The sequence below is a fragment of the Streptomyces sp. NPDC005775 genome, assembly GCF_042871565.1.
In the GTDB taxonomy this organism is placed as follows: Bacteria; Actinomycetota; Actinomycetes; order Streptomycetales; family Streptomycetaceae; genus Streptomyces.
In genome coordinates this window covers 209,207-223,994 of the sequence record NZ_JBIAIU010000011.1, presented here as the reverse complement: position 1 = coordinate 223,994, position 14,788 = coordinate 209,207, and the positions used below count along the sequence as shown (strand labels likewise).

Sequence of the window (14,788 nt, the reverse complement as noted above, 5' to 3'; positions counted from 1 at the left end):
CATGACCACCACCACGAACACCACGACCACCGTCCTCGACGCCAGCGGCGTCACCATGCGCTTCGGCGGCCTCACCGCCGTACGCAACGTCGACCTCACCGTCAACGCGGGCGAAATCGTCGGACTCATCGGCCCCAACGGCGCCGGAAAAACCACCTTCTTCAACTGCCTCACCGGCCTCTACGTCCCCACCGAGGGCAAGGTCAGCTACAAGGGCACCGTCCTGCCGCCCAAGCCCCACCTCGTCACCAAGGCAGGCATCGCCCGCACCTTCCAGAACATCAGGCTCTTCGCCAACATGACCGTCCTGGAAAACGTCCTCGTCGGACGCCACACCAGAACCAAAGAAGGCCTCTGGTCCGCACTCCTGCGCCTCCCCGGCTTCACCAAAGCCGAACAGGCCAGCCACGAACGCGCCATGGAACTCCTGGAGTTCATCGGCCTCCAGGACAAGGCCGACCACCTCGCGCGCAACCTCCCCTACGGAGACCAGCGCAAGCTGGAAATCGCCCGCGCCCTCGCCAGCGACCCCGGACTCCTCCTCCTGGACGAGCCCACCGCCGGCATGAACCCCCAGGAAACCCGCGTCACCGAAGAACTCATCTTCGCCATCCGGGACCAAGGCATCGCCGTCCTCGTCATCGAGCACGACATGCGCTTCATCTTCAACCTCAGCGACCGCGTCGCCTGCCTCGTCCAGGGCGAAAAACTCGTCGAAGGCACCGCCGAAGTCGTCCAGAGCGACGAACGCGTCATCGCCGCCTACCTCGGCACCCCCTTCGAAGGCGCCCCCGGCGCCGAAGAAGTCGCCGAAGTAGAAGCGGCGGAGGCAGAAGCCGAAGCGGCAACACCCCCCGTCACCAAGAACACCACCACCACCGAGGAGGAGGACACCCGATGACCGCACTGCTCGAGGTCGAGGACCTCCGCGTCGCCTACGGCAAGATCGAAGCCGTCAAAGGCATCTCCTTCAGCGTCGACGCCGGCCAGGTGGTCACCCTCATCGGCACCAACGGCGCCGGCAAAACCACCACCCTGCGCACCCTCTCCGGACTGCTCAAGCCCATCGGCGGACGCATCCTCTTCGAGGGCAAACCACTCACCAACATCCCCGCACACAAGATCGTCGCCCTCGGCCTCGCCCACTCCCCCGAGGGCCGCCACATCTTCCCCCGGCTGACGATCACCGAGAACCTCCTCCTCGGCGCCTACCTCCGCAACGACAAGGCAGGCATCGAGAAGGACATCCAGCGCGCCTACGACCTCTTCCCCATCCTCGGGGAACGCCGGAAGCAGGCCGCCGGAACCCTCTCGGGCGGCGAACAGCAGATGCTCGCCATGGGACGCGCCCTCATGTCCCAGCCCAAACTGCTCATGCTCGACGAGCCCTCCATGGGCCTCTCCCCGATCATGATGCAGAAGATCATGGAGACCATCGTCGAGCTCAAGGCCTCGGGCACCACCATCCTGCTCGTCGAGCAGAACGCCCAGGCCGCCCTCTCCCTCGCGGACCAGGGCCACGTCATGGAGATCGGCAAGATCGTCCTCTCCGGCACCGGAGCGGACCTCCTCCACGACGAGTCCGTCCGCAAGGCGTACCTCGGCGAGGACTGAGCCCTCATACGAAGAAGCCCGCGCCCCGGATGTCCGGGGCGCGGGCTTCTTCGTACGCGCGTACGGGTGGCTACTCGGCCGCCCGCTTCTTCTCCTCGGCGTCCTCGATCAACGCCTCCGCCAGCTGCTGCATCGACAGCCGCCGGTCCATCGACGTCTTCTGGATCCACCGGAACGCGGCAGGCTCGGAGAGCCCGTAGTCCGTCTGCAGGATGCTCTTCGCCCGGTCCACCAGCTTCCGGGTCTCCAGCCGCTGCGACAGGTCCGCGACCTCGCCCTCCAGCGCCTTCAGCTCCGCGAACCGCGACACCGCCATCTCGATGGCCGGTACGACATCGCTCTTGCTGAACGGCTTCACGAGGTACGCCATCGCCCCGGCGTCCCGGGCGCGCTCCACGAGGTCGCGCTGCGAGAACGCGGTGAGCATCAGGACGGGCGCGATGGACTCCTCGGCGATCTTCTCGGCGGCCGAGATGCCGTCGAGGACCGGCATCTTCACATCGAGGATGACCAGGTCCGGCTTGTGCTCCCGGGCGAGCTCGACAGCCTGCTGCCCGTCCCCGGCCTCACCGACGACCGAGTACCCCTCTTCTTCGAGCATCTCTTTGAGGTCGAGGCGGATGAGTGCCTCGTCCTCGGCGATGACGACGCGGGTCGTCAGCGGCGGGACGTGCGACTTGTCGTCGTCGGCGACGGGCTGGGGCGACTCGGGGGTGGTCACGGGGCTCCTTGATTCAGGGCAGGTGCTGCTGCGAAGCAGCCTACCTACCTGCTGTGCGCTTCTGACACCAGGTACACTTCTGTCCGGTCGACTAGCCGGGTTGGCGCAACTGGTGGACGCGGAGGTCTCAAACACCTCTGTCCGAGAGGACATGTGGGTTCGAATCCCATACCCGGCACCATTCCGAGCAAGCGGAGGTTCACGTTCTCGTGAACCTCTGTTTCTTGCTACCTATCGATACACGCCGTCACCCAGAGTGGTGATGTGATCTTCCACAGCACAGAAGTCCGCCAGAAGGCGCTCGCTCTCCTCAGGTCCGGCACCTCGGGCGCTGCCGTCGCCCGGCAGCTGAACGTTCCTCGCGGCACCGTGTCGTACTGGCTCCACATGGACCGCTCCAAGCGGGGCGAGTGTCCGGGCTCGCACAACCCGATGTGCCACCGGTGCGATGGCGTCGATCTCGACGAAGCCGCGTACTCCTATCTCCTGGCCCTGTACTTGGGCGACGGCCATGTAAGCCAGTACGCACAGCACCGAGTACCGAACCTCATGATCACACTCGACGACTCCTGGCCGGGCATTCAGGACGAAGCCGAGGCAGCAATGCGCAAGGTGTTCCCGGACAACGCCACGTGTCGAGTCCGTAAGATCGGCTGCCACAACATCAAGGTCTACTCGAAGCACCTTCACTGCTTATTCCCTCAGCACGGCCCGGGGAAAAAGCACGAGCGTGAGATCACGCTGGAGGCATGGCAGCAGAAGATCGTGGACGCGAATCCGTGGCAATTCGTCCGGGGGCTCATCCACTCGGACGGTTGCCGCATCACTAACTGGACCACTCGCCTCGTCGCAGGTGAGCCGAAGCGGTACGAGTACCCCCGCTACTTCTTCAGCAACAAGTCAGACGACATCCGGAAGCTGTTCGGTGACACGCTCACCGCCCTGGGTGTCCAGTGGACGACCCTGGCCCGCGGCAACGACCCGTTCAACATCTCCGTCGCCCGACGGGCGTCCGTAGCCCTCATGGACGCACACGTCGGGCCGAAATACTGAGCGAACCACCCTACTTCGGGCTGTCATCCTCGCCGATGTGGTGCACGCGCACCAGGTTCGTCGAGCCCGCGACGCCGGGCGGGGAGCCGGCGGTGATGACCACGACGTCGCCCTTCTGGCAGCGGCCGATCTTCAGGAGCTCCTCGTCGACCTGCGCCACCATCGCGTCTGTCGAGTCCACGTGCGGGCCCAGGAACGTCTCCACGCCCCACGTGAGGTTCAGCTGCGACCGAGTGGCCGGGTCGGGGGTGAAGGCCAGCAGCGGGATGGGTGAGCGGTAACGGGAGAGGCGCTTGACCGTGTCGCCGCTCTGGGTGAAGGCGACCAGGAACTTCGCGCCGAGGAAGTCGCCCATCTCCGCTGCCGCGCGGGCGACCGCGCCGCCCTGGGTGCGGGGCTTGTTGCGGTCGGTGAGCGGGGGCAGGCCCTTGGCGAGGATGTCTTCCTCGGCGGCCTCCACGATGCGGGACATCGTGCGGACGGTCTCGATGGGGTACTTGCCGACGCTGGTCTCGCCGGAGAGCATCACGGCGTCCGTGCCGTCGATGACGGCGTTGGCGACGTCGGAGGCTTCGGCGCGGGTGGGGCGGGAGTTGTCGATCATCGAGTCGAGCATCTGGGTGGCGACGATGACCGGCTTGGCGTTGCGCTTGGCGAGTTTGATGGCGCGCTTCTGGACGATCGGGACCTGTTCCAGGGGCATTTCGACGCCGAGGTCGCCGCGGGCGACCATGATGCCGTCGAAGGCGGCGACGATGTCGTCGATGTTGTCGACGGCCTGGGGTTTTTCGACCTTGGCGATGACGGGGAGGCGTCGGCCTTCTTCGTCCATGATGCGGTGGACGTCTTCGATGTCGCGTCCGCTGCGGACGAAGGAGAGGGCGATGACGTCGGCGCCGGTGCGCAGGGCCCAGCGGAGGTCTTCGATGTCCTTTTCGGAGAGGGCGGGGACGGAGACGGCGACGCCGGGGAGGTTGAGGCCTTTGTGGTCGGAGACCATGCCGCCTTCGATGACGGTGGTGTGGACGCGGGGGCCGTCGACTTCGGTGACTTCGAGGGTGACGCGGCCGTCGTCGATGAGGATGCGTTCGCCGGCGGTGACGTCGGCGTTGAGGCCGGCGTAGGTGGTGCCGCAGGTGTGGCGGTCGCCTTCCATGGGTTCGACGGTGATGGTGAAGTCGTCGCCGCGTTCAAGGAGTACGGGTCCTTCGCGGAAGCGTCCGAGGCGGATCTTCGGGCCTTGAAGGTCGGCGAGGATGCCGACGCTGCGGCCGGATTCGTCGGATGCCTTGCGTACGTGGTGGTAGCGGTCTTCGTGTTCGGCGTAGGTGCCGTGGCTGAGGTTGAGGCGGGCGATGTCCATTCCCGCGTCGACCAGGGCTTTGATCTGGTCGTATGTGTCGGTGGCGGGTCCCAGGGTGCAAACGATTTTGGCTCGGCGCATAGGGCGAGCCTAAACCTTACCTACGGGTAGTTAATTGGCTGCGCATGACTGGTCAACGTCCTTTGGGTGAAGGGTTTTTGACAAGTGTTGAATTGTGCGGCGGGGTGCTCGGATGAGCATTCGGTGGAGGGTTCGGGTGGTGCGGGGCCGGGCGGTGTGGGTCCTGAGTTCGCTGTGGCAACCGGGTGTGGTGGTGGATGGTCATCGAACAGAAACCTGCCGGGGGTGTTGCCGGGGGTGGCGTGTGGGTGATTATCTACGCGCGTTGTCCACGCGTGCGTGGGGTCTACGCGCGTTGTGTACGGACTGAACTGTGCACGGAGTGAACTGAGATGTGGGAGACGAGATGCCGCTGAACCGAAGGACGTTCCTGGGCACATCGGCCGCGGCCGGCGCCGGTGTGGCGATCGCGGGTGGTGCCGCGGTGCCTGCCGAGGCGCATGGTCACGGGGCCGGGCACGGGCGTCCGCCAAAGCGGTACTCGTTCACCGTGATGGGGACGACGGATCTGCACGGGAACGCGCTCAACTGGGACTACTTCACGGACAAGGAGTTCGACGACAAGGATCACAACGACGTCGGTCTGGCGAAGATCTCGACGTTGGTGGATCAGGTGCGCCGGGAGAAGGGTCGTCACAACACGCTGATGATCGACGCGGGTGACACGATCCAGGGCACGCAGTTGTCGTACTACTACGCGAAGATCGATCCGATCACGGCGAAGCACGGGCCGGTGCACCCGATGGCGCAGGCGATGAACGCGATCGGGTACGACGCCGCCGCGTTGGGGAACCACGAGTTCAACTACGGCATTCCGGTGTTGCGGAAGTTCGAGGAGCAGTGTGATTTTCCGCTGCTGGGTGCGAATGCGTTGGATGCGAAGACGTTGCGGCCGGCGTTCGCTCCGTATGTGATCAAGAAGTTGCGTACGCCGCACGGCCGGGATGTGAAGGTGGCGATCCTGGGGTTGACGAATCCGGGTATCGCGATCTGGGACAAGGCGAACGTCGGCGGGAAGATGGTGTTCCCGGGTCTTGAGGAGCAGGCGGCGAAGTATGTGCCGCGGCTTCGTTCGATGGGTGCGGATGTGGTGATCGTTTCGGCGCATTCGGGGAACAGCGGGACGTCGTCGTACGGTGATCAGATTCCGTATGTGGAGAACGCCGCGGGTCTGGTGGCGGAGCAGGTGCCGGGTATTGACGCGATTCTGGTGGGTCACGCGCATCTGGAGATTCCCGAGTACTTCGTGGAGAACAAGGAGACCGGTAAGAAGGTCGTGTTGTCCGAGCCGTTGAAGTGGGGGCAGCGGTTGACGTTGTTCGACTTCGATCTGGTGTGGGAGAAGGGGCGCTGGGTGGTCGAGAGGGCCGGTTCGCAGGTGCTGAACTCCAACACGGTGGCGGAGGACCCGAAGATCACGCGGATGCTGGCGGACGAGCACAAGAAGGTTGTGGCGTACGTCAATCAGGTGATCGGTACGTCGACGGCGGCGATGACGACGGCCGAGGCGGCGTGGAAGGACGAGCCGATCATCGATCTGATCAATGTCGTGCAGGCGGAGACGGTGAAGGCGGCGTTGGCGGGTGGCGCGTACGCGGCGTTGCCGGTGTTGTCGCAGGCGTCGTGTTTCTCGCGTACGGCGCAGATTCCGGCGGGGGATGTGACGATCAGGGATGCGGCGGGTCTGTATCTGTTCGAGAACACGCTCGAGGCGCGGTTGCTGACGGGTGCGCAGCTCAAGGATTATCTGGAGTTTTCGGCGCGGTATTACGTGCAGACGGCTGTGGGTGCTCCGGTGGATACGTCGAAGTTGACGAATGCGGGTGGTACGCCTGATTACAATTATGACGTGGTGTCGGGTCTGGCGTATGACATCGATATTGCGAAGCCGAATGGTTCGCGGATTGTGAATCTGTCGTTCGGGGGGAAGGCGATCGATCCGGCGGCGCAGTTTGTGCTGGCGGTGAATAATTACCGTGCGAGTGGTGGCGGTAACTTCCCGCATGTGGCTGGTTCGAAGCAGTTGTGGGCGAATTCGGAGGAGATCCGGAATACGATTATTGCGTGGGTGCGGGCGAAGGGTTCGGTGGATGGTGCTGCGTTCGCTTCGGTGGATTGGCGTCTGACGCGGGATGGTTCGCCGGTGTTCTAGTCGGGTGTGTGTGGGGCGGCCGCTCGTTTTCCTGTGTTCGGGGAGGCGGGCGGCCGTCTTTTTGTGTCCGGGCTTCGTCAGTGGCTTGGGGTGAGGGGGACGAGGTTGGGGGTTTGGGTGGGGATGCCGGTGGTTTGGGGGGTGAGGCCGAAGGTGGTGAAGGCGGTGCGTTGTGGGAGGGGGTAGGGGGTGGTGCCGGTGAGGTGGTTGAGGATGGTGGCGCTGCGCCAGGCGGCGAGGCCGAGGTCGGGTGCGCCGACTCCGTGGGTGTGGCGTTCGGCGTTCTGTACGTAGATGTTGCCGGTGATGGTGGGGTCGAGGTCGAGGCGGTAGTGGGCGTCGATGCGGGGGCGGCCGGCGGTGTCTCGGCGTAGGTGGGTGTCGAGGCTGCCGAGGATTTGGTCGAGGGGGCGTTCGCGGTAGCCGGTGGCGAGGACGACGGCGTCGGTGGTGAGGCGGCTGCGGGTGGCTTGTTGGGTGTGTTCGAGGTGGAGTTCGACGCGGTTGGTGGCGAGGCGGCCTGCGGTGCGGACGGTGACGCCGGGGGTGAGGGTGGCGTCGGGCCAGCCGCCGTGGAGGGTGCGGCGGTAGAGCTCGTCGTGGATGGCGGTGATGGTGTCGTGGTCGATGCCTTTGTGGAGTTGCCATTGGTGGGGGACGAGTTGGTCGCGTACGGGTTCGGGGAGTGCGTGGAAGTAGCGGGTGTAGTCGGGGGTGAAGTGTTCGAGGCCGAGTTTGGAGTACTCCATGGGGGCGAAGGCGGGGGTGCGGGCGAGCCAGTGGAGTTTTTCGTGTCCGGTGGGGCGGGCGCGGAGGAGGTCGAGGAAGATTTCGGCGCCTGATTGTCCTGAGCCGATGACGGTGATGTGTTCGGCGGCGAGTAGTTGTTGGCGGTGGTGGAGGTAGTCGGCGGAGTGGATGACGGGGACGGTTCCGGCGTCGGCGAGGGGTTTGAGGGGTTCGGGGATGTGGGGTTCGGTGCCGATGCCGAGGGCGATGTGGCGGGTGTGGGCGCGGCCGAGGGCTTCGGCTTCGCCGTGGGTGTCGAGTTGGGTGAAGTCGACTTCGAAGAGGTTGTGTCGGGGGTTCCAGCGGATGGCGTCGATTTGGTGGCTGAAGTGGAGTGCGGGGAGTTGTTCGCTGACCCAGCGGCAGTAGGCGTCGTATTCGGCGCGTTGGATGTGGAAGCGCTCGGCGAAGTAGAAGGGGAAGAGCCGGTCGCGGGTGCGTAGGTAGTTGAGGAGGGTCCAGGGGCTGGTGGGGTCGGCGAGGGTGACGAGGTCGGCGAGGAAGGGGACTTGGAGGCTGGCGCCGTCGATGAGGAGGCCGGGGTGCCAGTGGAAGGCGGGGCGTTGGTCGTAGAAGGTGGCGGTGATGGGGTGGGTGAGGCCGTGGGCGAGGGCGGCGAGGGAGAGGTTGAAGGGGCCGATGCCGATGCCGACGAGGTCGTGGGGCTGATCGGTCTGGGGGGTGGGCCGGTCGGTCCGGGCTGTCATCGGTGTGTGTTGCTTTCTGTGAGTTCGGTGGTGGTGCGGGTGACGAGGTCGAGGAGTTTTTGCAGGTCGTCGGGGGTGGTGTGGGGGTTGAGGAGGGTGGCTTTGAGCCAGAGGTGGCCGTGGGTGCGGGTGCGGCCGAGTACGGCGTGGCCTCGGGTGAGGAGGGTGCGGCGGATGGTGGCGACGGTGTGGTCGTCGGTGTCGGTGGGGCGGAAGAGGACGGTGCTGATGGTGGGTCGGTCGTAGAGGTCGAGGGTGGGGGTTTTGGTGATGAGGTCGGCGAGGTGGTGGGCGGCGGTGCAGGTGCGGTCGATGAGGTCGGCGAGTCCTGTGCGGCCGAGTGCTTGGAGGGTGACGGCGATTTTGAGTGCGTCGGGGCGGCGGGTGGTGCGTAGGGAGCGGCCGAGGAGGTCGGGGAGTCCGGCTTCGGTGTCGTCGTCGGCGTTGAGGTAGGGGGCGTGGTGCTGGAGTGGGTCGAGGTGGTGGTGGTCGGGGACGGCGAGGATGCCGGCTGATGCGGGTTGCCAGCCGAGTTTGTGGAGGTCGAGGGCGACGCTGTGGGCGCGGTCGAGGCCGGTGAGCTTGTGGCGGTGGGTGGGGCTGAGGAGGAGTGGTCCGCCGTAGGCGGCGTCGATGTGGAGTTCGGCGCCGTGGGTGTGGCAGAGGTCGGCGATGGCGGGGAGGGGGTCGATCTGGCCGGTGTCGGTGGTGCCTGCGGTGGCGGTGACGAGGAGGGGGTGGTGTCCCTGGTGCCGGGTGAGGGTGTCGTTGAGTGCGGTGAGGTCGAGGGTGCCGTCGGGGGCGGGGACGGTGAGGGGTGTGGGGAGGCCGAGGAGCCAGGCGGCGCGGGTGATGCTGTGGTGGGCGTTGGTGCCGCTGATGGTCTGGATGGTGCCGTGGCGTTCGCGGGCGAGGAGCAGGGCGAGTTGGTTGGCTTCGGTGCCGCCGGTGGTGATGAGGGCGTCGGGGTGGGGGTGGTGGGGGTAGATCTCGGCGGCGAGTGCTGCGGTGGTGTCGGCTTCGAGGGTGGAGGCGGCGGGGGCTTGGTCCCAGGAGTCCATGGAGGGGTTGAGGGCGGAGGCGGCGAGGTCGGCGGCGGTGGCGAGGGCGAGGGGCGGGGTGTGGAGGTGGGCTGCGCAGAGGGGGTCGGCGGGGTCGGCGGCGCCTTCGGCGAGGGCGCCGATGAGGGTGGCGAGGGCGTGGTGGGGGCCGGTTCCGTGTTCGGGGATGAGGGGGTCGAGGGCGGTGCGCATGTGGGTGGTGACGGTGTGGGGTCCGCCGGCGGGGAGGGGGCCGTCGCGGCGGCGGGCGCCTTCTTGGAGTGCGGTGAGGACGGTGTCGATGAGGGGGCGCAGGGCGGTGGGGCCGGTGGTGGATCCGGCGAGGGGTGGGGTGGGCATGGGTGGGTGGCCCTTCGGTGCGCGCGGGTGGGCATGGGGGGACTTGCCAGCTTGTCGGGGTTTGGGTGGGCGCGGCCGGGGAGCCCGGTGATCTGAACTCGAATGGGGGATGGGTGGGCGCTTGGGGGTGTTGGTGTGGGGCGGGGGTGGTAGGGGTGCGCGGGTTGGTGGCTGGACAGGGGTGTGCCCGGCCTGTCCTCGGGGTGAGGGCGGGCCGGGCACGGGTGGTGCGGGTGGTGTGGGGTTCTGGTCAGTGGGCGTTGCGGACGGTGAGGGCGCGGCGGAGGTCGTCGATCTGGTCGGTGAGTTTGCGGCGTAGTGCGGGGATGAGGGCCTGGTCGGTGAGGGCTTGTTCGCCGAGGTGGAGGCTGTCGGCGTCGATGGCGCAGGCGGGGAAGGCGTAGCGTCCGGCGGCTTCGGCGATGGCGGGGCCGCGGCGGACGGCGAGTGCGGTGGCGTCGGGGTAGTAGCGGGGGACGTATGTGGTGAGGAGGTCGGTCTGTTCGGGCTGCCAGAAGCCTTGGGCGGTGGCGGTGAACAGGTAGTTGGACAGGGTGTCGTCGGTGAACATGGCGTGCCAGGCGGCGGCTTTGGCTTCGGGGGTGGGCAGGGCGGCGCGGCAGCGGGCGGCGCCTTCCTGGCCGGTGGCGCTGGGGTCCGCTTGGAGTTCGGCGGTGATGGCCTGTTCGTCGGTGGCGCCGAGGACGGCGAGGCGGGTGAGGATGCGCCAGCGCAGTTCGGGGTCGAGTTCGGGGCCGCCGGGGACGGTGCCGTCGGTGAGCCAGGCGTGGATGGTGTCGGGCTGGGTGGCGGCGTCGATGAAGTGGCGTACGGCGGTGAGGCGGAGGCCGAGGTGGGTGCCGTCCTCGGTGCGGCGGATGAGGTCGCGGGTGAGGGCGGTGAGGGTGGCGAGGGCTGCGGGCCGGTCCTGGGGGGTGACGTAGCGGGCGGCGATCTGGGTGTCGGCGAAGGCGAGGACGCCTTGGAGGAGGGCCAGGTCGGTTTCGTGCGGGAGGTGGGTGCGGGCGGTTTCGAGGTAGGTGGTGGGGGCGAGTTCGCCGTCGCGGACCATGTCGCGGGCGGCGTTCCAGATGACGGCGCGGGTGAGGGCGTCGGGGATGCCGGAGAGGCTGTTGAGGACGGTGTTCCAGGAGTCCGGGTCGAGGCGGATCTTGGCGTAGGTGAGGTCGTTGTCGTTGAGGACGACGAGGGCGGGGCGGCGGCCGGGGCGGGTGGTCGCGCCGTTCGGGGAGGTGTCGTCCGTGGTGGTGCTGTTCTGGGGGATGCCGATGTCGAAGCGGTCGCGCAGGACGAGCCGGTCGGGGCCGGACTGGGTGTCGATGGTGTGGTCGTACGTGCCGACGGTGATGCGGTGGGGGCGGGTGCCGTGGTGGTCGACGGTGAGGGACCAGGTGGTGTCGGCCTCGGTGAGGTGGGGGGTGAGGGTGTCGACTCCGGTGGTGCGCAGCCACTGGTCGGCCCAGGCGTGGACGTCGCGGTCGGTGGCGGAGGCGAGGTTGTCGATGAAGTCGGCGAGGGTGGCGTTGCCGAATTTGTGGCGGGCGAAGTGGGTGTTGATGCCGGCCAGGAAGTCCTTCTCGCCGAGCCAGGCGACGAGTTGGCGCAGGGCGGATGCGCCCTTGGCGTAGGAGATGCCGTCGAAGTTGAGCATCGCGGAGGCGGTGTCGGGGACGGCGGCGGGGTCGGGGGCGACGGGGTGGGTGGAGGGGCGCTGGTCGGCGTCGTATCCCCAGCCCTTGCGGGCGACGCCGAAGTCGACCCAGGTGTCGGTGAAGCGGGTGGCTTCGGCGAGGGTCTGGTAGCCCATGTATTCGGCGAAGGACTCGTTGAGCCAGATGTCGTCCCACCAGGCGAGGGTGACGAGGTCGCCGAACCACATGTGGGCCATTTCGTGGGCGATGACCATGCCGCGGGTCTGGCGTTCGGTGTCGGTGACGGCGGAGCGGTAGATGAATTCGTCGCGGAAGGTGACGAGGCCGGGGTTTTCCATGGCGCCCGCGTTGAATTCGGGGACGAAGGCCTGGTCGTAGGAGTCGAACGGGTAGGGTTCGTCGAATTTTTCCTGGAACCGGTCGAAGCAGGCGCGGGTGATGTCGAGGATCTCGTCGGCGTCGGTGTCGAGGTGGGGGGCGAGGGAGGCGCGGCAGTGGATGCCGAAGGGCAGTCCGGCGTGTTGGGTGGTGACGGAGTGCCAGGGGCCTGCGGCGACGGCGACGAGGTAGGTGGAGACGGGGGGTGTGGGGGCGAGGGTCCAGTGGCCGTCGCCGGTGTGCCGGGCGATGCCGTTGCCGAGGACGGTCCAGCCTTCGGGGGCGGTGACGGTGAGGGCGAAGACGGATTTGAGGTCGGGCTGGTCGAACGCGGCGAAGACGCGTTGGACGTCTTCCATGAAGAGCTGGGTGTAGACGTAGGTCTCGTTGTCGGTGGGGTCGGTGAAGCGGTGCATGCCTTCGCCGGTGCGGGAGTAGCGCATGGTGGCGTCCACGCGCAGTTCGTGGGGTCCGGCGGTGAGGGCGGTGAGGGGGTAGCGGTTCTCGGTGAGGTCCGCGGGGTCCAGGGGGTGCCCGTCGAGGGTGAGGGAGCGCAAGGTGGCGGGCTTGATCTCGACGAAGGTGTCACCGGTGGCGAGGGCGGTGAACTGGATGACGGTGTGGGAGTCGAAGGTCTCCTCCCCTGCGGTGAGATCGAGGTCGATCGTGTACCGCTGTACGTCGAGGAACTGGGCTCGGGCCTGCGCTTCATCGCGCGTCAGTACGGACATGGGGGCCATGCTGCCGTATGCGGTGGGCGGTGTGCAGGTGCGTTCTCGCTGGGCTGACGGGGCCCGGGGGTGTCCTTTGAGGGCTAAGATTCTTGATGACGGTGTACCTGTACGGAGGAGTGCCCGGGATGGCGAAGAACGGCTCTGGGGGGTCCGGGGATTCGGCCGGTTCCGCGTCGCGGGAGGACGCGGTGGCGTCGATCGTGGCGGACTGGCGGCGGGAGCGGCCGGAGCTGGATACGGCTCCGTTGGAGGTGTTCGGCCGGCTGCACCGGGCGTTCCTGCGGTACAGCGCGGCGATCTCGCGGCCGGTGGAGCGCAAGGGGCTGTCGATGGCGGGTTTCGACGTGCTGACGGCGCTGCGGCGGGCGGGGGCGCCGTTCCGGCGTACGGCGGGTGAGCTGGCCGATTCGGGGTTGATCAGTTCGGCGGGGGTGACGCTGCGGATAGACCGTCTGGAGAAGGACGGGCTGATCCGGCGGGAGCGGGATCCGCAGGACCGGCGGGTGGTGCATTCGCGGCTGACGGACGAGGGGCTGTCGGTGATCGACGAGCTGTTCTCGGAGCATCTGGACAATGAGCGGCGGATGCTGGCGGGGTTGTCGCCCGAGGAGTGTGCGCAGTTGGCCGGGCTGCTGGAGAAGCTGGAGCGGTCTGTGCTGGCGGCGGAGTCGGACGCGTAGGGGTGCGTGGGGGCGCTCCGCGGGGGCGCCGTTGCCTCGGCGCCGGGGGGTGTCCTCAATCGCCGGACGGGCTTGATGTGCCGGGGGGGTGTCCGGGCGATTGAGGACTCGTGCGGGAGCGGGGTTCAGCTCGCTGCCTGGGTTTCCGCCTCGGTGCGGTACATGCGGCGGACGCGGACCACGCCCAGGTCGTGCTGGTAGAGGTTTTCCGCCTGGTCGGCGTCGGTGCGCAGGTCTTCCAGCATGATGCGGTCCTGTTCGAGGACGTCCCAGTGGCGGTCCTCCAGGAGCGTCTTGTAGAGGAAGCGCCAGGTGTCGCGCTGCCAGTCGGTGACCTTGCGGTAGCGCCAGAAGAAGACGGCGCAGCGGTTCTCGTCGATGGGGGTGGCCATGCCGACGATGCCGAAGGGTCCGCCGGGGCCGGCGGTCGGTGGGTAGGGGATGGTGAGGTCGACCCAGTCGACGCCGGTGCGGCAGAGTTCGACCCAGTCGAAGTTGACGCCGCTCTGGTCGGTCTTCTCGAAGAAGAAGCCGCGTTCGGTCTCGCGGATGCGGAAGCGTGCGGTGGTCTGGCCTTCGGCCATGCTGTGCGAGTCGCGGTGGAGGAACGAGCCGTGCATGGGGTCGAGGAGGTTCTCGACGGCGTAGCGCCAGTTGACGTTCCACTCGGCGTAGCAGAGGAACGCGGACGTGCCGGGGTCGGTGAGGTGTTCGGGGAGTACGAGCGGGGTGGGTTCGGGGTGCTCGTTGTCGCCGAAGTAGGCGAGGATGCCGCCGGCGGTTTCGATGACGTGGGGGGCCGCGACGAGCTGTTTGCCTTCGAGGTTGCAGCCGGGGAGGCCGGGTACGGCGGCGACGGTGCCGGTGCCGTCGACCTGGACGCCGTGGTACCAGCAGGCGATGCGGTCGCCGAGGTGTTTGCCGAGGGAGAGGCGGGCGCCGCGGTGGGGGCAGCGGTCCTCCAGCATGTGGAGGGTGCCGTCGGCGCGGCGGAAGAGGAGCCATTCCTCGCCGAGGAGGGTGAGGCGCTTCATGCCGCCGGCGGGGACGGAGTCGGAGGGGCAGACGGCGTACCACTGGTTGCGGAGGCCGGTGGCGTAGAGCCGGTCGGCGGTGCGGTTGCCGGGGCGGGCGACTTCGGAGGGGCGGGTGGGGGTGCCGGGCTGCACGGGGGTGGTGGTGTGGGTGGTCATGGTCGTCTCACGCTCCCAGGCGTCGCATCTCGTTGCGGAAGGTGTCCTCGGTCCACGGGCTGCCGTCGGGGGCGGGCAGGTCGCGGGCGTTGAGTCCGGCGACGAGGCCGGGCAGGTCATGGGCTCCGCTGCCGAAGACCTCTTCGATCACTGCGGCGAGCTTCTTCTCGTACGGGGTGGGCTCGGCGGTGCGTGCCTGGTGGGGCTCGAGGTACTGCGGGGTGGTCGGGCTGGTCATGTCGGCTCCCTT

12 protein-coding genes and 1 tRNA gene are annotated in these 14,788 nt (G+C 67.6%); 6 read left to right on the top strand and 7 right to left on the bottom strand.

What is annotated here, in order from left to right; translation table 11 throughout:
• Nucleotide 1 precedes the first annotated feature (1 nt).
• Nucleotides 2-901: an ABC transporter ATP-binding protein gene (locus ACFYPA_RS25350; protein WP_359083454.1), complete on the top strand. Its 900-nt coding sequence runs from the start codon at nt 2-4 to the stop codon at nt 899-901.
• On the top strand, nt 898-1,614 hold the full coding sequence (locus tag ACFYPA_RS25345) for an ABC transporter ATP-binding protein (protein ID WP_326735622.1): 717 nt from the start codon (nt 898-900) through the stop codon (nt 1,612-1,614). The genes ACFYPA_RS25350 and ACFYPA_RS25345 overlap by 4 nt, the downstream gene beginning before the upstream one ends.
• A gap of 70 nt (nt 1,615-1,684) precedes the next feature.
• On the opposite strand, the gene ACFYPA_RS25340 is transcribed toward ACFYPA_RS25345, so the two are convergent.
• A complete protein-coding gene (locus ACFYPA_RS25340) occupies nt 1,685-2,335 on the bottom strand; it encodes an ANTAR domain-containing response regulator (protein ID WP_148015825.1) in 651 nt (216 codons plus the stop codon).
• 94 nt (nt 2,336-2,429) lie between these two features.
• On the opposite strand from ACFYPA_RS25340, the gene ACFYPA_RS25335 reads away from it, so the two are divergent.
• Nucleotides 2,430-2,516, top strand: a tRNA-Leu gene (locus ACFYPA_RS25335).
• Nucleotides 2,517-2,599: 83 nt separating this feature from the next.
• The gene (locus ACFYPA_RS25330; RefSeq protein ID WP_359314753.1) at nt 2,600-3,388 is read left to right on the top strand and encodes a helix-turn-helix domain-containing protein; all 789 of its coding nucleotides are present in this window, start codon (nt 2,600-2,602) and stop codon (nt 3,386-3,388) included.
• Nucleotides 3,389-3,398: 10 nt separating this feature from the next.
• Here the strand turns inward: ACFYPA_RS25330 and pyk are convergent, their stop codons facing one another.
• Nucleotides 3,399-4,832: a pyruvate kinase gene (gene pyk, locus ACFYPA_RS25325; protein WP_359083311.1), complete on the bottom strand. Its 1,434-nt coding sequence runs from the start codon at nt 4,830-4,832 to the stop codon at nt 3,399-3,401.
• 346 nt (nt 4,833-5,178) lie between these two features.
• Here pyk and ACFYPA_RS25320 point away from each other — a divergent pair, with 346 nt between their 5' ends.
• Entirely contained in the window at nt 5,179-6,984 is a 1,806-nt protein-coding gene (locus tag ACFYPA_RS25320; RefSeq protein ID WP_359314954.1) for a 5'-nucleotidase C-terminal domain-containing protein, read from the top strand.
• 77 nt (nt 6,985-7,061) lie between these two features.
• On the opposite strand, the gene ACFYPA_RS25315 is transcribed toward ACFYPA_RS25320, so the two are convergent.
• The 3 genes from ACFYPA_RS25315 to pepN form a co-directional block, all read right to left on the bottom strand.
• Complete coding sequence (locus ACFYPA_RS25315) at nt 7,062-8,480, bottom strand: SidA/IucD/PvdA family monooxygenase (RefSeq protein ID WP_359314750.1); 1,419 nt, start codon at nt 8,478-8,480, stop codon at nt 7,062-7,064.
• Complete coding sequence (locus ACFYPA_RS25310) at nt 8,477-9,880, bottom strand: aminotransferase class V-fold PLP-dependent enzyme (protein WP_359314748.1); 1,404 nt, start codon at nt 9,878-9,880, stop codon at nt 8,477-8,479. Before ACFYPA_RS25310 ends, ACFYPA_RS25315 begins: the two co-directional genes overlap by 4 nt.
• Before the next feature lie 250 nt (nt 9,881-10,130).
• On the bottom strand, nt 10,131-12,662 hold the full coding sequence (pepN, locus tag ACFYPA_RS25305) for an aminopeptidase N (protein ID WP_389134304.1): 2,532 nt from the start codon (nt 12,660-12,662) through the stop codon (nt 10,131-10,133).
• A gap of 128 nt (nt 12,663-12,790) precedes the next feature.
• Here pepN and ACFYPA_RS25300 point away from each other — a divergent pair, with 128 nt between their 5' ends.
• Nucleotides 12,791-13,345 (top strand): MarR family transcriptional regulator, encoded by a 555-nt coding sequence (locus ACFYPA_RS25300; protein WP_359083306.1) that lies wholly within the window; start codon nt 12,791-12,793, stop codon nt 13,343-13,345.
• A gap of 125 nt (nt 13,346-13,470) precedes the next feature.
• On the opposite strand, the gene ACFYPA_RS25295 is transcribed toward ACFYPA_RS25300, so the two are convergent.
• Complete coding sequence (locus ACFYPA_RS25295) at nt 13,471-14,538, bottom strand: Rieske 2Fe-2S domain-containing protein (RefSeq protein ID WP_389134301.1); 1,068 nt, start codon at nt 14,536-14,538, stop codon at nt 13,471-13,473.
• A 7-nt stretch (nt 14,539-14,545) separates the two neighbouring features.
• A complete protein-coding gene (locus ACFYPA_RS25290; RefSeq protein ID WP_359083304.1) occupies nt 14,546-14,776 on the bottom strand; it encodes a recombinase-like helix-turn-helix domain-containing protein in 231 nt (76 codons plus the stop codon).
• Nucleotides 14,777-14,788 lie beyond the last annotated feature (12 nt).